This is a genomic window from Bradyrhizobium sp. CFUWI (genome assembly GCF_056429085.1).
In genome coordinates this window covers 541,040-559,905 of record NZ_JBWJZE010000003.1, presented here as the reverse complement: position 1 = coordinate 559,905, position 18,866 = coordinate 541,040, and the positions used below count along the sequence as shown (strand labels likewise).

Here is an 18,866-nt window from a genome sequence, read left to right as displayed (position 1 = left end):
GCGCGCCGGGTTGGTCGGAAAGCCGACTTTGCCGGAGCACGCATGAGGGACGCCGAAATTCGCAAGGGAATGCCGCCCGTCAAGCTGTCGCGCGATGAGTTCGAGCGGCGTTACAAGGGGCAGTTCGTCGATCCCGCCTTTGCGCCGCTCGGGCGCGAGCTCGATGCCATCACCGCTGCGGCCTGGGACGCCTACAGCCATTCGCGCAAGGCGCCGCTGACGCGGAAGGCGGGCCCGGGCTTTGCCGATCCCGACTATGACATCGCCATCGACTGGCTCGATGCGCGCGCAAGAATTCTCGAAGCGCAGCGACGGCACGACGATGCGGACGAGACGCCGCGCATCCTCCTCATCAACGGCTCGGCCCGCAGCGAGCACACCTGTCCCGGCGAGATGTCCAAGACCTGGCGGCTGGTCAAGCTGGCCGAGCCTGTTTTCACCGAGATGGGGTTTGCCGTCGACATCCTCGACCTGTCGCGCCTTGCCTCGGAGTTCGGCAAGACGATTCATCCCTGCAAATCCTGCGTCGGCACCGCGATGCCGCTCTGCCATTGGCCGTGCAGCTGCTATCCGAACTATTCGCTCGGGCAGACCCACGACTGGATGAACGAGATCTATCCGCTGTGGGTCGCCGCTCACGGCATCCTGATCGTGACACCCGTGAACTGGTATCACGTGCCATCAGGCCTCAAGGCGATGATGGACCGCATGGTCTGCGCCGACGGCGGCAATCCCGATCCGACCTCGACCCATGGCAAGAAGGCCGATGAGGCCAAGGCGATGGAGCTGAAGGGCTGGCCCTATCCGCGCCATCTCGCCGGCCGTCATTTCGGCGTCGTCGTTCACGGCGATGCCGTCGGTGCCGAAGGCGTGCGCCGCGCCCTGTCGGACTGGCTGACCGACATGCAGCTGATTTCGGCGGGCCGCTTCGCCGAGCTCGACGGCTATGTCGGCTACATGGAGCCATACGCCACCTCGCATCGCGAACTCGATGAAGACGGAGAATTCCAGCAGGAGGTGCGCAACGCGGCGCATGCGCTCGGCAACGCCGTCCGGCTGGCAAGGAGCGGGCGCCTTCAGGATCCCGGCGACGGTCTTGCGGATCCGAATCCCAAATGAAGCCGGCGCAGTTCGATTGCCTGATCGTCGGGGGCGGCCCCGCCGGATTGATGGCCGCGATCTATCTGGCGCGCTTCCGCCGCAACGTCTGCGTCGTCGACGCCGGCGCGAGCCGGGCCGCGTTGATCCCGCGCAGCCACAACGTTCCCGGCTTCGTCCACGGCCTGTCAGGCGCGGATCTGATTGCCCGCATGTCGGCGCAGCTGGACGAGCTCGCGGTCACGCGCGCGGAAGCAGAGGTCACCGCGTTGCGGCGGCACGATCATGGTTTTGAGGCGAGCTGGAACGGCGATGCGCACGCCGCCGCCACCGTCATTCTCGCCAGCGGCATCGTCGACACCCATCCGCCATTCCGGGAGTGGCGCGGTGCCATCGCGGACGGGGTGCTGCGCTATTGTCCGGTCTGCGATGCCTTCGAGGCGACCGGCCTTCGCATCGCAATCGTCGGCCCGCTTCAACGCGCCGCCGGCAAGGCGCTGTTCCTGCGCGGCTATTCACGTGACGTGACGCTGCTCGCGATCGGACCGGATGACGACCAGAGCGCAACCTCGGAGCTGCTGGATGCCGGCGTCGAGGTCGTGTTCGCGCCCGACCTGCATTTGCGGCGTCGCGGCGGGGGCGTCGCGGCTGTCTTGGCCGACGGCCGGACGCTGCAATTCGACACGGTCTATCCTGCGATGGGGGCCGAGGTGCGTTCGCAGCTCGCGGTGGCGCTGGGCGCCGAACACACTCCCGACCGCTATCTGAAGGTCGACGAGCATCAGCGCACCTCGGTCCGTGGGCTCTACGGCATCGGCGACGTCGTCACCGATCTGCACCAGATCTCGGTCGCGTTCGGCCACGCCGCGGTCGCCGCCTGCAACATCCATCACAGCCTGCCGCGGCGGCTTGCGTGAGGGAACGAAGGGCGCGGCTTTGCCTTGAGTGAGAGGAACGCGCGCGAAGGACGAAGCCCATGCTGGAAGAAAAGCTCAAGGACGCCATCATCGGCGAGCTGCAACGGCAGGCCGCCAACCGGCCGCAAGCGCTGAAGATCGCGGGCGCCCAGGATGCGAAAGGCTCGGAAGAGCTCACTGTCGACGGCAAGATCGATCTCGGCGCGCTGGTCATGGCGATCGCGGGATCGGTTGCGGGCGGGCCTTAGCCTAAAACCGTCCCTTCAGCCGTATTCCTCGCCGATGCCGTACTCTCGGTAGATCTTCAGCGGATCGAGGTCGGGAAACAGGCGGCATTTGGCCTGGGCCAGGTGCAGGCTCACCGCCGCCGGCTCCTTGCCGCTCGAGAGCAGCTTGCGGATGTCGTCCATATGCGCGTTCGGCTGGTGCTTCGGTTCGAGCTGCTCCAGCGCGACCAGGGCGGTCGCGAGGGCCTCGGTCAGAACCCAGTCGTCGTGGCCGGTGATTCCCTTCTTCGGCATCGGCAGACCCCGCATGTGGCGACTGGACCCAGTCTATCGCGACTTCCGCCAGATCGCCATCGAGCCGTTGCGGTATCATGCGGGGCAGCGCCACCGGGCCATGCTCCGGCTTGCCTTATGTCCGTGTCAGGCTAAAAGGCGGCGGGGTGCGGGGCGACAGTATCTTTGTTGAAACGAACTTGGCGTAGACGGGCCGCTACCGCATCCAGGCCGGCCGTTCCGGTCCGGGTCCCCGATCCCGAATTTGCAGCACGATTTGGTTGCACTCCTCAAGGTCCGAGCCAGCATGGGCATTCTCAGCTTCGTCTACCGCTTCCTGACAAATTTTGCCTTCATGGCGGTGGTCTATTTCAGCCTGAACTTCATGGAGAAATATCCGAACCGGGCGACACTGGCGATCCTGGTGCTGGTTTACGCCGCCATGCGCGCGGCCTCGACGCTGCGCGCGTTCTACTTCTTCCAGAAGATCGAGAGACTGGAGGCCGAGACGCGGCGCCTTCAAGGCCCGATCAATGACGGCTCCGGAGGAACGAACACGCGCAAGCAGGTCATTACCGACGTTGCCCGGCTGCGGCGCGACGGCGAGCTCAAGTCCTACATGGACCTGTTCTTCCTGGCGCTGATCGTGCTGCTCTGCGTCGCCGCCATCCTGCGGCCGTAAAGCTCAAGCGCGTTTCTTCAGGCTGGCGACGCGGGTCGGGCGCGGCGGAGCGCTCTTGACCTGCGCGGCATGGTTCGGTGCGGCCGGTGCCGCAAGCGCGGTGTGCCGAGCCTGGGGCTTGGCGGTCTTGCTCTTTGCGACCTTGCTCCTGGCCGCATGCGGCGTCTCGGCCGCCATGGCCAGCCGCGTCGCGGCACGCCGCGACAATGTCGTCGACAGCAGCACCTCGACCGAGCCTTCCGGGATCGCAAAGAGAGCGCGGCCGGGCACGGGCAGGGTGGATGCGATATCCATCTGTCCCCTGGTCCGGCGCGGCAGCAGCGGCTGATGCTCGGTCCGTGCGTTGAGGTCGGCGAGCGAGGGCGCCGGCAGCGTCCGGCTTTCCGCGAACACGAAGTGCGGCACAGCCGGCCAGCGCGCGATCGGCACCGTTTCGGTCGGCGGATGCAGCAGCCACTCCACTGCATTAGTCGGCGTTGCGGGCCGGTCGGCGGTCGCCGGCACCACATGCACGATGCGATAGCCGCGCGCCTTGAGGTCGCGGATGATCTTCGGCAGCGCCGCCACCGTGCGGGCCTGGATGTCGTGCAGCAGCAGGATGCCCTTGCCCTTGGCCTCCAGCCGCTGGATCGCGAGCTGATAGACGCGGTCGGACGACACATGGCGCCAGTCGTCGGCCGGGAAGTCGGCGCTCCAGATCTGGATGCCGCGCGAGATCAGATGGTTCTCGACGCCCTCGGCGCGCATCAGGCCGGGAATGCGAAAGAACGGGGCGAGCTGGGACGGATCGGTCATCGCGGCCGAGGTCCATGCGATGCCGCCGTTGATCTCGGCCTCGGCCTTTTCGATCGGCATCCGGTCGAAGGTCAGCGGATGGTCCATGCTGTGCGTGCCGACGGTGTGGCCTGCGGCGACCAGCTTGCGGACGCCGTCCGGATTGGCCTTGGCCTGGTTGCCGACGATGAAGAAGGTCGCCTTGATGCACTCGTCGGCGAGGATCTTGAGCACCTGGTTCGAATATTTAGGAATCGGACCGTCATCGAAGGTCAGGACGACCTCGCGGTCCTTTAGCGGCAGCGTCTCGCGATACTGCATGGTGCCGATCAGCGGATGCTCGCGCGGATCGACCACGAGGGTGCGGGACGTGCCAAGGGCGTCGGGATTGCCGGGGCAGTCGGCCGCGAGCGCGGCCGGCGAAGCGATGGTCAGAATTCCCAGACAGAGGACGATCCACGATCGCGTCCGCAGAACAACGCTACTTCCGATCATGAACCTCGTCTGCCCCCATGCAATTGCCGCCTAGATAGGTCGGAGATGCCCCAAAACGGTTCAGCCGCAGCCGCCTCATCTTTGCACGGGGTAGCATGAACAGAGTGTTAATTGCCGCCAAATCGCCCCATTTTGCGCCGGCGTGACATTCCGGCATCAGCGCGCATCGGCGCTCTTCTGTGACGTGCCCGCCGGGACGACGTGGACCACCCGATAGCCGTTCTCCTTCAGATACCGCAGAAAGGCCGGCATCATTGCGGCCGTGCGCACCTTGTTGTCGTGGAAGAGGATGATGCCCTTGCCGCTCGCCGCCAGGCGGTCGGTGACGAGTTTCAATTCCTGCTCCGGCGTGATCTCCTCCCAGTCGCTGGCCCATAGATCGGCCCCGAACACGACGATGCCGCGCGACTGGAGCAGGTCGAGCTGTGCCTGCGTCGACTCGAAATAGGGAAAGCGGAAGAACGGCGTCGAGGGTGTCGTGGTCGAGGTGCCGTGCAGCGCCATCTCGTCGGCAGCGATGCCGCGGTCGATATCGGCCTTCGACTTGTCGAACGGGATCCGCGCCATGAACGGATGCGACCAGCTGTGGTGGCCGACGGTATGGCCCTCGCGCGCGATGCGTTTGACCATGTCGGAATGCTCGGCGGCGTGCTGGCCGATCAGGAAGAAGGTCGCGCGCACGCATTCGTGTGCCAGCGCCGCCAGCACCTTGGACGTCGTCGGCGGGAACGGGCCGTCGTCGAAGGTCAGCACGACCTCATGATCGGCCAGCTGCAGCGTCTGCGGAAAGCTCTTCAGGCCCACGCGCGGCGTGGTCCTGGCATCGACGCTCAGCACGCGGGAGGTGCCGAGCGCGTCCTTGCGCGGGCACTCGGCGGCATCCGCCGCGGCGATGCCGGCGAGCGCCGCAACGGCCGCGCCCAGCGACATCGAAGTCCACCTCAGTCGAAGCATCTTTGTCATTGCGCTCGGAGTTGCCTTGTGGGTATTGCCTGAACATCAGCTCAGACCACTGGTTCCAACCTGTCAACCGGCGAGGCGCGCCATGGATGAAAATATGGACGTTGCCCCGCCCGCTGCCGATTCGGTACTCGACCACGTGCCGATGCGCAATGAAGACGGCGATATCAGGCACGAATTCGTCGAAGAAATTGCCCGGGCGATCGAGGCCGGCGACAGCGCATCGCTGCGCGCCTGCGTCGCCGAGTTGCACGAGGCCGATCTCGGCGATCTGATCGGCGCGCTGGAGCCCGACGACCGTGTCCGCCTGGTCGAGCTCACCGGGCGCGATTTCGACTTCTCCGCGTTGAACGAGGTCGACGAGGCCGTCCGCGAGGAGATCCTGGACGAGCTGCCGCCGGAGACGGTTGCCGAGGGCGTCCGCGAGCTCGAATCCGACGACGCGGTCGAGCTTCTGGAAGCTCTCGATGCCGAGGAACAGGAGGAGATCCTCGAGAAGCTGCCGCTCAAGGAGCGCGTCGCGCTCGAGCGCAGCCTGCTGTATCCGGAGAATTCCGCCGGCCGCCGCATGCAGACCGAGTTCATCGCGGTGCCCCAGGATTTCACCGTGGGCCAGGCGATCGACTACATGCGCGAGACGCCGGACCTGCCCGACCGCTTCTACGAGATCTATGTCGTCGACAAGGACCAGCATTGGCAGGGCGCGGTGCCGCTCGACGTGCTGTTGCGCGCGCGCCGGCCGGTGGCGCTGACCGAGCTGACCGACGAGGACCGCCGCCGCGTCTCCGTCCTGGAGGATCAGGAGGAGGTGGCGCGCATGTTCGGCAAGTACAATCTCGTTGCCGCGCCCGTGCTCGACACCCAGGACCGCCTGGTCGGCGTCATCACCGTCGACGACGTCGTCGACGTCATCGAGGAGGAGGCGGACGAGGACCTCAAGGCGCTCGGCGGCGTCACCAGCGACGAAGAGCTGTCGGACACCTTCCTGACCATCGCGCGCGGCCGCTTCAACTGGCTGCTGGTCAATCTCGCCACCGCCTTCCTCGCATCCTCCGTGCTCGGCCTGTTCGAGGGGCAGCTCGAGAAGATGGTCGCGCTCGCCGTGCTGGCGCCGATCGTGGCGAGCCAGGGCGGCAATGCGGCGACCCAGACCATGACGGTGGCGGTGCGGGCGCTGGCGACGCGCGAGCTCGGCGCCTCCAATGCCTGGCGGGTGGTGATGCGCGAGGCCCTGGTCGGCCTCGTCAACGGGCTCGCCTTCGCGGTGATCACGGGGATTGCGGCGGTGGCCTGGTTCAAGATTCCGGGCCTTGGCATCGTCATTGGCCTCGCGATCATCTGCAACCTCGTCGCCGGCGCGCTCGGCGGCATCCTGATCCCGATGGCGCTCGAACGCGTCAGGGTCGATCCGGCGGTGGCGTCGGGAACGTTCGTCACCACCGTCACCGACGTCGTCGGCTTCTTCTCCTTCCTCGGCATTGCGACGCTGTGGTTCGGGTTGAGGTAGGTCTCACCCGCCGTCATTCCGGGGCGCGCCACTTGGCGCGAGCCCGGAATCCATTTGTCGACATTCTCCGGTGCACGATGGATTCTCAGGTGCGCAATTGCGCACCATAGCTCGCGCTTCGCGCGCCCCGGAATGACAGCAACCCATCTTTAATCCGAACTTAAGCGACCTGCCGCATCATCGCACGCGCTTGGGGGACTGGACATGCGGTTGCGGCTGAAGGCGGACGGACGGGTCGTTGAGTTGCGGGACGGACAGGAATTTCCGGTCCAGCCGTCTGCGGTCGAGCCCACGGCCACAATCGCGCCGGCGGACACCTCTTCGCTCGCGGTGCGCGATTTGCGCCGCCGCGCCTGCCTGACCCAGATGGAGTTCGCCGCCAAGCTCGGCGTTCCAGTCGAGACCATCCGCAACTGGGAGCAGGGCAAGCGGGCTCCGCGGGGGCCGGCCCGCGCGCTGCTCGCGGTGATCGCGCACGCCCCGGAAACGGTGTTCCAGGCGCTTGCCAAAGCCTGACGTGGCGGCGTGACGGGCCGACCAGCCCTGACGCAACCTCCCGTTAGTCTTGCGCCAAATATCCCGCCGAACTGCCACGGCCTCCGTTGGCAGTGTCCTGGGCCGGGTCCATAATGCCGTCTGATGGCGTTTGGGGCTGCCGCAACGGAAGGAGTCCTCATGCTGTTCGTCGAGGCCAATGGCGCAAAGATCCCGGCAATCGGGCTCGGGACCTGGGAGCTGAGCGGAAGGCTTGCCGCGCGCGTGGTCGAGCAGGCGCTGCGGTTCGGCTATCGCCACATCGACACCGCGCAGGTCTATGACAATGAACGGGAGGTCGGCGACGGCTTGCGCGCCTCGGGCGTGCGGCGCGACGACGTCTTCCTCACCACCAAGGTCTGGACCAACCATTTCGCGCCTCACGATCTCGAGCGCTCGGTCAAGGAGAGCCTGGCGCGCTTGCGGCTTCCCTCCGTCGACCTGTTGCTGCTGCACTGGCCCAATTCGCACGTGCCGCTGGCGGAGACGCTTGGCGCGCTCTCGCATGCGAAGACGATGGGCCTGACCCGCCACATCGGCGTCTCCAATTTCACGGTGGCGCTGATCGAGCAGGCGGTGGCGGCCTCGCCGGAGCCGCTCGTCTGCAACCAGGTCGAATACCATCCCTATCTCGACCAGGCGAAGGTGAGGGCGGCCTGCGACCAGCATGGCCTTGCCCTCGTCGCCTACAGCCCGATCGCCAAGGGGCGCATCAAGACCGACCAGACGCTGGCCGAGATCGGGCGCGCCCATCACAAGACACCGGCGCAGGTCTGCCTGCGCTGGCTGGTGCAACAGAATGTTGCTGCGATCCCGCGCACCTCGCGCATCGAGCGCCTGTCCGAAAACATCGAGATCTTCGATTTCGAGCTGTCGGACGACGAGATGAGCCGGATCGCCGCGCTCGCCAATCCGAAGGGCCGCCTGACCGACTTTGGCTTCGCCCCGAAATGGGATTGAGGGGAGACCGCGGTATGCTAACAGCAGGGCGGCAATCCAAGATCTGGCGATGGAACTGCGGACAATCATACGGACGGACGTTGCGGCGTCGGCGATCGCCCATCTGACGCTGGTGGCGCTGATCATCCTGATCAGCGAAGTCCATCCGTTCCACGCGACGCCGCCCGAGACCGTCACGGTCGACATCGTCACGCCCGAGGAGGTGAAGCAGGAGGAGGCCAAAGCGGAGGAGAAGATCAAGGAGGAGGTCAAAGACAAGACCCCGGAGCCGCTCGCCGATCTGAAGCTGCCGAAGCTGGATTTCACCGACAAGGCGCCCGCGGCGTCGAAGCCTGCGACCCCGCAGCCGGCCGCATCGCCAACGCCCGAACCGCAACGGCCGGCGCAGCAGCAACAGCCTTCGCCGAAGCCGCGCGAAGCTAACGCACAGCCACAGGCCCCGGCGATGCCGCCGCCGCCCCAAACCCCGCCACAGCAACAGGCCGCGCCGCCGCCGGCCTATCAGGCCCCGCAGCCTGACGTCACCGTCAAGTACGGCGTCATGCTGGGGCTGCCGCCTGAATTGCCGCTGCCGCTGCCGAAAGGCGGCGCCAAGGACGATGGCGGCGACGCCACGGACTCGATCGCAGCCAAGCTGCCGGCCGAGATCATCGCCGCGCTTCGCAGCCATTTGCGCAGCTGTGCCAAATTGCCGGCCGGACTTGCGCCCACCGACAACGTTCACATCAAGCTGCGCGCCGTGTTCGCGACCGACGGCACGCTGGCGCGCGAGCCGATCCTGCTCGAAGCCCCGCCGTCCACGAAAGGGGTCGCCCTCGTGAAATCGGCAACGAGCGCGCTTCAGAACTGTCAACCTTACAAGATGCTGCCCGCCGATTTGTACGAGGAATGGAAGGTGCTCGACCTGCCGTTCAGCCCGCGCGATTTGGGAAGCTAGCCCGTAGCGTAGCCCGGGTGAGCGCAGCGATACCCGGGACGTCACTGGCAAGGTCCCGGATGTCGCTGCGCTCATCCGGGCTACGGCACCCCTTGCTGTGTCGCCCTCTGTCAATCCCAGCTTGCGAAAATATTCCACTTTACCGAAATTCGGTTTTAGCGTATGCGTCGCCCATCCCGGCTCATCCAGGAGGGGCGATCTCGAGGTCGTCTTGTTCGCGAGCCGGGCTTGCGGTGGACGCGGCAGCGTCGGCACGAGATGGTGCGGGCAGGGCGGGTAGTCCCTGTGAGCCCGTGGCCGCGTGCAGACGAACGGCGCTGTTAGGTTTCGTCTCGCCTGTAAGTTTCCGGCTCCGTCGACAGGGCTGGGAAGACTGCGGCGACATGGCGGGCCGTGCGTACGGCAAAACCGTGTGGTCCTGGCCGTCGTTGCTACGGTCAAGCTTCCGCGAAGGTGCGAGCGAGCCCAACCGGGCAGACTGCATCATGCAATTCGCGGGGGCGAGGGAGGCCAGAAGGAAAGTTCGGCTCCCGGGAGAGCACGGCATAAGCCGTCCGACCACCGCGCAGGGAAGGCCGAGTGATTGGCCACACCTGTATGCTGCTGTGCGGTTCTTCCTGCGTGTGCATTTTCGCGCAGCGGACCGCGGGTGCGAGCTGGCACCCGGCCTTCCCTGCGCCCTCTTGGTTTGAGAGGGGCGAAGACGTAAGCAAAGCTCGGGCGAATTAAGCCGCGAGAATGCGAAGGCGTGTCCGCCTTCTAAAGGTCGACAATGCGAACTCAACTCTCTCACCCGTCACCCTGAGGTGCGCGCTCTGCGGCGCATCGCGCCGTAGAGCAAGCCTCGAAGGGCGACGGCCCGGCTGCATCCGGGCCGCTCATCCTTCGAGGCTCCCCATGGGACGCGTTGCGTCCCATGCCTCGCACCTCAGGATGACGGATTGAGCAGTTGCAGTAGGATGGGTAGAGCGAAGCGAAACCCATCACGCTTCCGCGAGGATGGGAGACGATGGGTTTCGCTTTGCTCTACCCATCCTACTTGCTGCGCAGCAACGCTTGCGCGTTGCAGCTTGTCCGGGACACGACAGCGAGGTCCCTAATTCAACACCCGCTTGCTGTCCGGGCTGTCCAGCGAGAACGCCGGCACGTCGATCTCGAAGCGCTCGCCGCTTTCGCTGACCATCTGGTAGCGGCCGGTCATGAAGCCGGAGGCGGTCGAGAGCGGGACGCCGGAGGTGTATTCGAAGCGCTCGCCGGGGGCCAGGATCGGCTGCTCGCCGACCACGCCCTCGCCCTTCACCTCCTGCTGGCGGCCGGAGGCGTCGGTAATGATCCAGTGCCGCGTCTTGAGCTGCACGGTCTCCTCGCCCGAATTGGTGATGACGATGGTGTAGGACCAGAAATAGCGCGAGCGGTCGGCCGACGACTGCTCCGGAACAAAGTTCGGCTCGACGGTTACTTCGATCTGGCGGGTCACGGCGCGGTACATGGTTGCTATAATAGCCAAATCCGTCCCGGGAACCAAACGCCACAGACGGCTTTGGCGACATCGTCCCGCCAGAATTCGAAGGGAAGGACACCCCAGAGGGAGATTCCCTTGAATGATCCGGGCCGCTTTGCGAGACGACGGCGGGACCCTTACATTCTCTCAACGTCGCGTTTTGCGGAAGGGTTTCTAGGCCCCGGATGACCATTGCCGACCAAGTGACGGGATCGACGATCGCGGGGACCGCGGAGGCCAGACCCGCAGGGACCAAGGCGCGCGCGCGGGCGCCGGCCATCACGCTGCCCGCCATCGGCGAGCGCGAGCTTCGGCTCGACCTGTTCCGCGGGCTCGCGCTGTGGCTGATCTTCATCGACCATCTGCCGTCCAGCCTGTTGACCTGGTTCACGATCCGCAATTACGGCTTCAGCGACGCCACCGAGATCTTCATCTTCATCTCCGGCTACACCGCCGCCTTCGTCTACGGCAGGGCGATGCTGGAGAGCGGCGTCGTCATCGCCACCGCGCGCATCCTGCGCCGGGTCTGGCAGATCTACGTCGCCCACGTCTTCCTGTTCACGATCTTCCTCGCCGAAATCTCCTACGTCGCGACCAGCTTCGAGAACCCGCTCTACACCGAAGAGATGGGCATCATGGATTTCCTCAAGCAGCCCGACGTCACCATCGTGCAGGCGCTGCTACTCCGCTTCCGACCCGTCAACATGGACGTGCTGCCGCTCTACATCGTGCTGATGCTGGCGCTGCCCTTGATCCTGTGGTCGATGAAATGGCGGCCCGACGTCACGCTCGGCCTCTCGGTCGTGCTCTACGCGGTGACCTGGGAATATGATCTCTATCTGTCGGCCTATCCGAACGGCTTCTGGGCCTTCAATCCCTTCGCCTGGCAATTGCTGTTCGTGTTCGGTGCATGGTGCGCGCTCGGAGGTGCGCGGCGGATGTCGCGCATCCTGGCTTCGCCGGTGACGATGTGGATCTCGATCGCCTATCTCGTCGCGGCGTTCTACGTGACGCTGACCTGGTACGTGCCGCAGCTCTCCCAGTTCATGCCGAAGCGAATCGAGCAGTGGATGTATCCGATCGACAAGACCGATCTGGACGTGCTCCGCTTCACGCATTTCCTGGCGCTGGCGGCGCTCACCGTGCGCTTCCTGCCCCGGGATTGGCCGGGCTTGAAATCCCGCTGGCTGCGACCATTGATTCTATGTGGGCAGCATTCCCTCGAGATCTTCTGCCTCGGCGTCTTCCTGGCCTTTGCCGGCCATTTCATCCTCGCCGAAGTCTCCGGCGGCGCGGCCATGCATGCCTTGATTAGTCTGTCCGGAGTGCTGATCATGTGGGGGGTGGCCTGGGTGATTTCGTGGTACAAGCGCGTGGCTGACAAGAGCGGTGCGAAGACCAAAAACGCCGTCGGCAATGCCGATCTGGCGGGAGGGGGCTGATGAAGGCGAAGGTTCTCCTGAGCCTGATCCTGCTATGCGGTAGCCTCGCCGCGCCTGTGGCGCGCGCGGGCGATGCTGCGCCTGCCGCCTCCAATGCGCCCGCAGCCTGCGAACTGCCGTCCTATCTGCTCACCAGCGAAAGCCGGCTGCCAAAGGTCGCCGACGTGCTCAAGGCCGGCAAGCCACTCGACATCCTGGTCATCGGCAGCCGCTCGACCACGATTCCGTCCTCGGAGAGCAGCTCCTATCCGGCGCGAATGGAGGCGATCCTCAAGGAGAAGCTGCCGGCGTCCGAGGTGGTGCACGTCTCCGTAGAAATACAGAGCAAGAAGACGGCAGAGGAGACCGCGTCCACTTTCGTTAAGCTGATGGAAGCAAAAACGCCTAATTTGGTGATCTGGCAGACCGGGACCGTGGATGCTATCCGATCCATCGATCCCGACGAATTTCGTAGCGCGGTGACCGAGGGGGTTGTTGCACTGCAAAAGGCAGGGGCCGACGTCGTCTTGATGAACTTGCAATACAGCCCGCGTACGGAGACCATGATCTCGGCGCCACCTTATCTCGACAACATGCGGGTGGTGGCGCAGGAGCACGACATCCCGCTGTTCGATCGCTTCGCGATCATGCGGCAGTGGAATGACCAGGGTCAGTTCGACCTGTTCAGCCCGTCCCGCGGGCCCGAGCTGGCGAAGCAGGTCCATGACTGCCTTGGCCGGGCGTTGGCACAGTTCGTGTTTGATGCAGCCCGTCTGGAGCCGGCCCAGCAGCAAAATTGAGGTCTAGCGTTAATGAGTTCTCTCCGCCCTTTTTGCCCGACGGCATGGCTGGCCGCGCCTGCAGCCGCAGCGCTGTTGTTGCTGATGCCCGCCTCGCCATCGCATGCCCAGACGGCAGCCGCACAGGCGACACCCGCCCCCGCGCAGTCGGCTGATCCCGCTCCCGCTTCCCCCTCCCAGACCACCGTCGCCGCGACCTCGCCCGAGCAGCGCGGCATCACGGCGCGCGCCATCGACAAGGTGAAGCAGGCCGCCAAATCCGCCAGCGACATCTTCAACCGTGTGCCCTGCCAGTCGCCGAAGGACGGTTCGAAGGCGATGGGCTCGCTGCCGCACGTTGCTGGCAAGCTCGTCGCGGGGCTGCCCGTCGTCATCGTCGCGTTCGGCTCGTCGTCGACTCAAGGGTTCGGCGCGAGCTCGCCCGAGTTCAATTACCCCAATCGTCTCGCCGCGCAGCTGCGCCGGCACTATCCGACCGCCGACATCAGCGTCATCAATGCCGGTGTCGGCGGCGAGGACGCGCCCGAGATGATGAAGCGCCTTCAGACGCAGGTGATCGACATGCATCCGGATCTCGTGATCTGGCAGGTCGGCACCAACGCCGTGTTGCGCAATCTCGATCCCGCCGAAACCGCCAAGATGGTGGAGGACGGCATCAGCCGCATCCAGGCCGCGGGCGGTACCGACATCGTGCTGGTCGATCCGCAATATTCGCCGGCCGTCAACCAGCGCGCCGAGAGCGCCGGCAAGATGGTGAAGCTGCTCGGCAAGGTCGCCGAGCTCCGCCACGTCGGAATCTTCCCGCGCTTCGAGGTGATGCGCGACTGGCACGAGAAGCAGGCCATTCCGGTCGAAGGCTTCGTGATCGCCGACGGCCTGCACATGAACGATTGGGGCTATGCCTGCTTCGCCCAGCTGCTCGGCGACGACATCATCCGCTCGGTCGGCCAGATCAGGCTCGGCGTCAACGTGCCGGTGGACGTGCGGACGTATCGGCCGATGTGACGAGGTGCCGTAGGGTGAGTTAGGCGAAGCCGTAACCCACCATGCATCAACGAGTGCCGAACGAAGTTGGTGGATTACGCCGTGCGAACTGCGCTTCGCGCAGTCGCAGGGCTAATCCACCCTACGAGACCTTCGCCGCCTACGCCTTCTCCAGCGCCGCCGTCAGATCCTCGATCAGATCATCGGCATGCTCGAGCCCCGCCGAGAAGCGAATGAAGCCTTCGCCGATGCCGAGGGCGGCGCGGTCTTCCGGCTTCAGGCGCTGATGCGTCGTGGTGGCCGGGTGCGTGACGAGGCTCTTGGCGTCGCCGAGATTGTTCGAGATCCTCGCAAGCTTGAGCGCGTTGAGCACGCGGAACGCGGCCGCCTTGCCGCCCTTGACCTCAAAGCCGACCAGCGTCGAGCCGCCGCGCATCTGCTTTTTCACCAGTGCCGCCTGCGGATGATCGGCGCGGCCGGGATAGACCAGCCGCGAAATCTTCGGGTGGCTCGCCAGCACCTCGGCGATGCGCCCCGCGGTCTCGGTCTGCGCGCGCACCCGCACGCCCAGCGTCTCCAGGCCCTTGAGCAGGACCCAGGCGTTGAACGGCGAGATCGACGGGCCGGTCTGGCGCATGAAATTGTGGATGTGCTCGGCGATGAAGGCTTCCGAGGACAGGATGATGCCGCCGAGGCAACGGCCCTGGCCGTCGATATGCTTGGTCGCGGAATAGACCACGACGTCGGCGCCGAGCGCCAGCGGGCTCTGCCAGATCGGGGTTGCGAACACGTTGTCGACGACGAGCCGCGCGCCGCCCTTGTGCGCGATCTCGGCGATCGAGGGAATGTCGAGCACGTCCAGCGTCGGGTTGGTCGGGCTCTCCAGGAAGAACGTCTTGGTGTTGGGCCGGAGCGCGCGCTGCCATTGGTCGAGGTCGAGCCCGTCGACCAGCGTGGTCTCGATGCCGTAGCGCGGCAACAGGTCCTGGATGACGTAGAGGCACGAGCCGAACAGCGCGCGGGAGGCGACGACGTGATCGCCGGCCTTGAGCGGCGCCAGGATCGCGGTCGTCACCGCGGCCATGCCTGTCGCCGCCGAGCGGGCGGCCTCGGCGCCCTCGAGCTCGATCATGCGGCGCTCGAACATCGCGATGGTGGGATTGGAATAGCGCGAATAGATGAAGCCGGGGTCCTCGCCCTTGAACCGCGCCTCGCATTGCTCGGCGGTGTCGTAGACATAGCCCTGGGTCAGGAACAGCGCCTCCGACGTCTCGCCAAATTGCGAGCGCAGGGTGCCGGAATGAACCAGGCGGGTTTCGGGGCGGTAAGCAGCAGGCGACTTCGACATAGGACCCTCCGACATGACCGTGAATGCGAAAACGGTCACAAAAATACCGGCCTGGATATCTCCACGGGCCGGGATCACAGAGGTCCCCGGCCTGTTTAGCGACTTATTTAACGTGGCTGCAAGCCGGCCGGCTCAAATCACCACGGGATAAGTGATGCTCATATTCGGCAATGCCCTTTCCGTCAAGGCGTCCATCGGATAGCCGTAAAAGACCTGTATTTCCGGCATGTCCGGATGCATTTGACCCTGATGAGGACCCCCCGGTTGACGTTCACGGTCGCGCCCGACGCCAATGGTATCCTGCCCGACCGCATGATCGCGGCGATGGCGGAGGCAGGCCTCATCCTGCCCGCCTATGACTTCGTCGAGAGCCAGATCCAGCCGGCGAGCCTCGATCTGCGTCTCGGCGACATCGCCTATCGCGTCCGCGCCAGCTTCCTGCCCGGTCCCGGCGCCACTGTCGCCGAGCGCATCGACGAGTTGAAGCTGCACGAGTTCAGCCTCGCCGACGGCGCGGTGCTGGAGACCAACTGCGTCTACATCGTGCCGCTGCTGGAAAGCCTCGCGCTGCCGCCGGAGATCGTCGCGGCCGCGAACCCCAAGAGCTCCACCGGCCGGCTCGACGTCTTCACCCGCGTGATCGCCGACGGCACCCGCCGCTTCGACATGATCGGCGCCGGCTATCACGGTCCGCTCTATGCCGAGATCAGCCCGAAGACGTTCCCGGTGCTGGTGCGCGAGGGCTCGCGCCTCAGCCAGGTGCGCTTCCGCACCGGCGATGCCATCCTCAACGCCGACGAGCTCGACGGCTTGCATGCCGCCGAGCGCCTCGTCGACATCGACGATGCCGATCTGTCGGGCGGCGTTGCCGTCTCCGTCGACCTGTCCGGCGAGAAAGCGAGCGGCTTCGTCGGCTATCGCGCCAAGCGGCATACCGGCGTGGTCGACGTCGACCGCCGCTCCGGCTACGCGGTGGAAGATTTCTGGGAGCCGATGTCGGCCCGTCCCGACGGCAGCCTGATCCTCGATCCCGGCGAGTTCTACATCCTCGCCTCCAAGGAAGCCGTGCAGGTGCCGCCCGACTACGCCGCGGAGATGGTGCCGTTCGATCCCCTGGTCGGCGAATTCCGGGTGCATTACGCCGGATTCTTCGATCCCGGCTTCGGCTATGCCGGCGCCGGCGGATTGGGCTCGCGCGCCGTGCTGGAGGTGCGCTCGCGCGAAGTGCCGTTCATCCTCGAGCACGGCCAGATCGTCGGCCGTCTCGTCTACGAGAAGATGCTGGCCCGCCCCGACGCGATGTACGGCCAGCGCATCGGCTCGAACTATCAGGCGCAGGGCCTCAAGCTGAGCAAGCATTTTCGGGTGTAGCCGCACACTCTACTGTCATGCCCCGGCTTGCCGCCTTCGCTGAAGCTTCGGCGCGCCGAGCAACTCCGTGGGCCTCGGCGTAGCCTTGGCGGAGCCGGGACCGGGGCATCCAGTACGCCGCGGCCTATCGGCTCAATCACTGCGGCCTCTGGAATACTGGATCGCCCGCCCCAGTGCGCAAGTGCGCACAAGGCGGGCGATGACACCGAATGTGTGTCGGAGTGCCAGACAAGCTCGCGGACTATGGCGAAGGAAATGACATGAGCAATCCATCCGAACTCGACGCAAGGATCGCCGAAAACGTCGCGGATGCGCTGATCTATTCGGATCGCTCGGGCACGATCATGCGCTGGAACGGTGCCGCGACGGCGCTGTTCGGCTTCTCCGCTGCGGAAGCGCTCGGCCAGAATCTCGATCTGATCATTCCCGAGCATCTGCGCGCCGCGCACTGGAAGGGGTTTGAGGCCGCGCTCGCCAGCGGCAGCATGAAGCTTGCGGGCAGGCCAACGCTGACCCGCGCGCTGCACAAGAGCGGACGCAAGCTCTACATCGAGATGACGTTCGCCCTGGTGCGGGATTCCGGCGGCAACGTCCTCGGGTCCGTGGCGATGGCGCGCGATGTCACCGAACGGGTCGAGCGTGAGCGCGCCGCCAAGGCGCCGCCGCAAACTTCGTGATGCGGAATTGGTGGGCGGCCGCGCAGGGCGCCCTGCATGGGCGTGATGTTGCCTGCCGCAAGGTGTGGTGACACACTCGATCGAAACAACGATCGGGAGCGAACATGGCCGCCGCTTTGGACGCCGCGCCGGAAGCCCAATGGCAGCGCTGGCGCGCGGTCGCCGACCTCTATCACGCTTATTTCACCGGCCTCATCCTCACCGTCGTCACACGGCTCGGCACGGCTGACGCCGCCGAGTTCGTCTTCCGCGTGTTTCGCCGCCAGCAGCAGGAGCGTTTCCTGCCGGGCCTGAGGAAGCTCGGGATCGATCATCTGCCGCCGGCGGTGGCGGCCGCGCAATATCACTACCTCTCCAACTGGATCGGCGGCGTGCATGTCGAATACATGTACGAGAGCGACACCAAGGCCTGGATCCGCTATCCGCCGCCGCGCTGGATCTGGAAGGGCACCGCGATCTGCGGCGTGCCCGGCGAGGTCTCGCGTGCGATGCTGCGCGGCTGGCACGCCAACAATGGCGCAGCCCTCGGCGATCTCAGGCTCGGCTTCGTCTGCACCAAGCAGAGCGTCGACGGCCAGGACGGGCTGGAAGGATACTACCACCAATACGATCATCCGCTCGAGCTGGACCAGCGGCTGGTGTTCGCGCGCCACCTCGAAGCGCCGCTGTTCGATGCGAAGACCGCGCCGGCGCTTCCCGTGGCGAGCTGGCCGAGACCGCGCCTGGAAAAAGCCTATCGCAATTACGCGATGGAATATGTGCGCACCGCGGCGCCCGTGATGGTGCAGCTGTTCGGTCCTGAAGACGCCGGCTACCTGCTGCACCTCACCGGCAAGCTGATCGGGATGCAATACTTTGACGACGTCGCCGCCGCGCTGGCGATGAGCCGCGGCGGGGCAAGCGAATTCGCCGCGTTCCTGAATGCGCTGCTTGCTGCGCAGGATGATGCGGTTGAGACCGCACGATCCGAAAGCGCCTTCGAGGTTCGTCAGGAGACGTGGAAGCTGATGGACGACGTTGCCGACTATCATCCGGCCTGCGCCAAGGTGCTGGAGGGGCTGTTCGAAGGCCTCGCCGCAGGCTGCGGGCGGCATATCGCCGTGCATATGCGCCCCGCCGCTGGTTGCCGCCCGCCATTGGTCTGGACGATCGGATAGACGGCAGTGCCGCAGCGGTTACCACCTCGCCCCGCTTGCGGGGAGAGGTCGGATTGCATCGAAGATGCAATCCGGGTGAGGGGGACTCTCCGCGAGCCCAACTCTCACCGTCCTCGCGGAGACTCCCCCTCACCCCAACCCTCTCCCCGCAGGCGGGGAGAGGGAGATGAGAGAGCCGCAATTCCATCCATCGAAATGCGCTGCCGCAGGGCACGCCTGCATCAGGCGCAGGAGGAATCGGCC

General features: G+C 65.6%; 19 protein-coding genes and 1 riboswitch. Of the genes, 14 read left to right on the top strand and 5 right to left on the bottom strand.

Translation table 11 applies throughout. The features are described 5' to 3' along the window. The first annotated feature begins 42 nt into the window (after window positions 1-42). From AC066S_RS10000 to AC066S_RS09990, 3 genes are read left to right on the top strand one after another with little or no spacing between them, the layout of a single operon-like run. Window positions 43-1,119: a flavodoxin family protein gene (locus AC066S_RS10000; protein ID WP_126258646.1), complete on the top strand. Its 1,077-nt coding sequence runs from the start codon at window positions 43-45 to the stop codon at window positions 1,117-1,119. After that, on the top strand, window positions 1,116-2,015 hold the full coding sequence (locus tag AC066S_RS09995) for an NAD(P)/FAD-dependent oxidoreductase (RefSeq protein WP_478269547.1): 900 nt from the start codon (window positions 1,116-1,118) through the stop codon (window positions 2,013-2,015). The genes AC066S_RS10000 and AC066S_RS09995 overlap by 4 nt, the downstream gene beginning before the upstream one ends. Before the next feature lie 59 nt (window positions 2,016-2,074). Beyond that, window positions 2,075-2,263 (top strand): hypothetical protein, encoded by a 189-nt coding sequence (locus AC066S_RS09990; protein WP_126258644.1) that lies wholly within the window; start codon window positions 2,075-2,077, stop codon window positions 2,261-2,263. Between the two features lie 15 nt (window positions 2,264-2,278). On the opposite strand, the gene AC066S_RS09985 is transcribed toward AC066S_RS09990, so the two are convergent. After that, on the bottom strand, window positions 2,279-2,536 hold the full coding sequence (locus AC066S_RS09985; protein ID WP_235885026.1) for a hypothetical protein: 258 nt from the start codon (window positions 2,534-2,536) through the stop codon (window positions 2,279-2,281). Window positions 2,537-2,822: 286 nt separating this feature from the next. Here AC066S_RS09985 and AC066S_RS09980 point away from each other — a divergent pair, with 286 nt between their 5' ends. Continuing rightward, window positions 2,823-3,197 (top strand): hypothetical protein, encoded by a 375-nt coding sequence (locus AC066S_RS09980; protein WP_126258643.1) that lies wholly within the window; start codon window positions 2,823-2,825, stop codon window positions 3,195-3,197. Window positions 3,198-3,200: 3 nt separating this feature from the next. Here AC066S_RS09980 and AC066S_RS09975 read toward each other — a convergent pair whose 3' ends face one another. Further along, complete coding sequence (locus AC066S_RS09975) at window positions 3,201-4,466, bottom strand: polysaccharide deacetylase family protein (RefSeq protein ID WP_478269546.1); 1,266 nt, start codon at window positions 4,464-4,466, stop codon at window positions 3,201-3,203. Window positions 4,467-4,622: 156 nt separating this feature from the next. After that, window positions 4,623-5,396, bottom strand: a complete 774-nt coding sequence (locus AC066S_RS09970; RefSeq protein WP_478269545.1) for a polysaccharide deacetylase family protein — start codon at window positions 5,394-5,396, stop codon at window positions 4,623-4,625. Between the two features lie 115 nt (window positions 5,397-5,511). On the opposite strand from AC066S_RS09970, the gene mgtE reads away from it, so the two are divergent. The 4 genes from mgtE (at window position 5,512) to AC066S_RS09950 (ending at window position 9,364) form a co-directional block, all read left to right on the top strand. Further along, window positions 5,512-6,933 carry a magnesium transporter gene (mgtE, locus tag AC066S_RS09965; protein WP_126258640.1) on the top strand — a complete coding sequence of 474 codons (1,422 nt, stop codon included), beginning with the start codon at window positions 5,512-5,514 and terminating at the stop codon, window positions 6,931-6,933. A 198-nt stretch (window positions 6,934-7,131) separates the two neighbouring features. Further along, a complete protein-coding gene (locus tag AC066S_RS09960; RefSeq protein WP_126258639.1) occupies window positions 7,132-7,449 on the top strand; it encodes a helix-turn-helix domain-containing protein in 318 nt (105 codons plus the stop codon). A gap of 159 nt (window positions 7,450-7,608) precedes the next feature. Further along, the gene (locus tag AC066S_RS09955; RefSeq protein ID WP_126258638.1) at window positions 7,609-8,427 is read left to right on the top strand and encodes an aldo/keto reductase; all 819 of its coding nucleotides are present in this window, start codon (window positions 7,609-7,611) and stop codon (window positions 8,425-8,427) included. Window positions 8,428-8,476: 49 nt separating this feature from the next. Then, window positions 8,477-9,364 carry a hypothetical protein gene (locus tag AC066S_RS09950; protein WP_126258637.1) on the top strand — a complete coding sequence of 296 codons (888 nt, stop codon included), beginning with the start codon at window positions 8,477-8,479 and terminating at the stop codon, window positions 9,362-9,364. A 1,096-nt stretch (window positions 9,365-10,460) separates the two neighbouring features. Here AC066S_RS09950 and apaG read toward each other — a convergent pair. After that, complete coding sequence (gene apaG / locus AC066S_RS09945) at window positions 10,461-10,853, bottom strand: Co2+/Mg2+ efflux protein ApaG (RefSeq protein WP_164718924.1); 393 nt, start codon at window positions 10,851-10,853, stop codon at window positions 10,461-10,463. A 197-nt stretch (window positions 10,854-11,050) separates the two neighbouring features. Here apaG and AC066S_RS09940 point away from each other — a divergent pair, with 197 nt between their 5' ends. From AC066S_RS09940 to AC066S_RS09930, 3 genes are read left to right on the top strand one after another with little or no spacing between them, the layout of a single operon-like run. Then, window positions 11,051-12,307 carry an OpgC domain-containing protein gene (locus AC066S_RS09940; protein ID WP_126260157.1) on the top strand — a complete coding sequence of 419 codons (1,257 nt, stop codon included), beginning with the start codon at window positions 11,051-11,053 and terminating at the stop codon, window positions 12,305-12,307. Beyond that, complete coding sequence (locus tag AC066S_RS09935) at window positions 12,307-13,086, top strand: SGNH/GDSL hydrolase family protein (protein WP_126260158.1); 780 nt, start codon at window positions 12,307-12,309, stop codon at window positions 13,084-13,086. Before AC066S_RS09940 ends, AC066S_RS09935 begins: the two co-directional genes overlap by 1 nt. 12 nt (window positions 13,087-13,098) lie before the next feature. Beyond that, window positions 13,099-14,091 (top strand): SGNH/GDSL hydrolase family protein, encoded by a 993-nt coding sequence (locus AC066S_RS09930; RefSeq protein WP_126260159.1) that lies wholly within the window; start codon window positions 13,099-13,101, stop codon window positions 14,089-14,091. A 139-nt stretch (window positions 14,092-14,230) separates the two neighbouring features. Here AC066S_RS09930 and AC066S_RS09925 read toward each other — a convergent pair whose 3' ends face one another. After that, window positions 14,231-15,418: an O-succinylhomoserine sulfhydrylase gene (locus AC066S_RS09925; protein ID WP_164718893.1), complete on the bottom strand. Its 1,188-nt coding sequence runs from the start codon at window positions 15,416-15,418 to the stop codon at window positions 14,231-14,233. Window positions 15,419-15,492: 74 nt separating this feature from the next. Beyond that, window positions 15,493-15,572, bottom strand: a riboswitch (SAM riboswitch). Window positions 15,573-15,667: 95 nt separating this feature from the next. Between AC066S_RS09925 and AC066S_RS09920 the strand changes: the two genes are divergently transcribed. The 3 genes from AC066S_RS09920 (at window position 15,668) to AC066S_RS09910 (ending at window position 18,623) form a co-directional block, all read left to right on the top strand. Continuing rightward, entirely contained in the window at window positions 15,668-16,789 is a 1,122-nt protein-coding gene (locus AC066S_RS09920) for a 2'-deoxycytidine 5'-triphosphate deaminase (RefSeq protein ID WP_478269544.1), read from the top strand. 260 nt (window positions 16,790-17,049) lie between these two features. Then, entirely contained in the window at window positions 17,050-17,466 is a 417-nt protein-coding gene (locus tag AC066S_RS09915) for a PAS domain S-box protein (RefSeq protein WP_478269543.1), read from the top strand. Between the two features lie 104 nt (window positions 17,467-17,570). Then, window positions 17,571-18,623, top strand: a complete 1,053-nt coding sequence (locus tag AC066S_RS09910) for a hypothetical protein (RefSeq protein ID WP_478269542.1) — start codon at window positions 17,571-17,573, stop codon at window positions 18,621-18,623. Window positions 18,624-18,866: the final 243 nt, after the last annotated feature.

Bases quoted from the DNA above. Each gene is read 5' to 3' on its own strand.
- AC066S_RS10000 (WP_126258646.1), top strand. From the start codon at position 43: ATGAGGGACGCCGAAATTCGCAAGGGAATGCCGCCCGTCAAGCTGTCG.
- AC066S_RS09995 (WP_478269547.1), top strand. From the start codon at position 1,116: ATGAAGCCGGCGCAGTTCGATTGCCTGATCGTCGGGGGCGGCCCCGCC.
- AC066S_RS09990 (WP_126258644.1), top strand. From the start codon at position 2,075: ATGCTGGAAGAAAAGCTCAAGGACGCCATCATCGGCGAGCTGCAACGG.
- AC066S_RS09985 (WP_235885026.1), bottom strand. From the start codon at position 2,536: ATGCCGAAGAAGGGAATCACCGGCCACGACGACTGGGTTCTGACCGAG.
- AC066S_RS09980 (WP_126258643.1), top strand. From the start codon at position 2,823: ATGGGCATTCTCAGCTTCGTCTACCGCTTCCTGACAAATTTTGCCTTC.
- AC066S_RS09975 (WP_478269546.1), bottom strand. From the start codon at position 4,466: ATGATCGGAAGTAGCGTTGTTCTGCGGACGCGATCGTGGATCGTCCTC.
- AC066S_RS09970 (WP_478269545.1), bottom strand. From the start codon at position 5,396: ATGTCGCTGGGCGCGGCCGTTGCGGCGCTCGCCGGCATCGCCGCGGCG.
- mgtE (WP_126258640.1), top strand. From the start codon at position 5,512: ATGGATGAAAATATGGACGTTGCCCCGCCCGCTGCCGATTCGGTACTC.
- AC066S_RS09955 (WP_126258638.1), top strand. From the start codon at position 7,609: ATGCTGTTCGTCGAGGCCAATGGCGCAAAGATCCCGGCAATCGGGCTC.
- AC066S_RS09950 (WP_126258637.1), top strand. From the start codon at position 8,477: ATGGAACTGCGGACAATCATACGGACGGACGTTGCGGCGTCGGCGATC.
- apaG (WP_164718924.1), bottom strand. From the start codon at position 10,853: ATGTACCGCGCCGTGACCCGCCAGATCGAAGTAACCGTCGAGCCGAAC.
- AC066S_RS09940 (WP_126260157.1), top strand. From the start codon at position 11,051: ATGACCATTGCCGACCAAGTGACGGGATCGACGATCGCGGGGACCGCG.
- AC066S_RS09935 (WP_126260158.1), top strand. From the start codon at position 12,307: ATGAAGGCGAAGGTTCTCCTGAGCCTGATCCTGCTATGCGGTAGCCTC.
- AC066S_RS09930 (WP_126260159.1), top strand. From the start codon at position 13,099: ATGAGTTCTCTCCGCCCTTTTTGCCCGACGGCATGGCTGGCCGCGCCT.
- AC066S_RS09925 (WP_164718893.1), bottom strand. From the start codon at position 15,418: ATGTCGAAGTCGCCTGCTGCTTACCGCCCCGAAACCCGCCTGGTTCAT.
- AC066S_RS09920 (WP_478269544.1), top strand. From the start codon at position 15,668: ATGAGGACCCCCCGGTTGACGTTCACGGTCGCGCCCGACGCCAATGGT.
- AC066S_RS09915 (WP_478269543.1), top strand. From the start codon at position 17,050: ATGAGCAATCCATCCGAACTCGACGCAAGGATCGCCGAAAACGTCGCG.
- AC066S_RS09910 (WP_478269542.1), top strand. From the start codon at position 17,571: ATGGCCGCCGCTTTGGACGCCGCGCCGGAAGCCCAATGGCAGCGCTGG.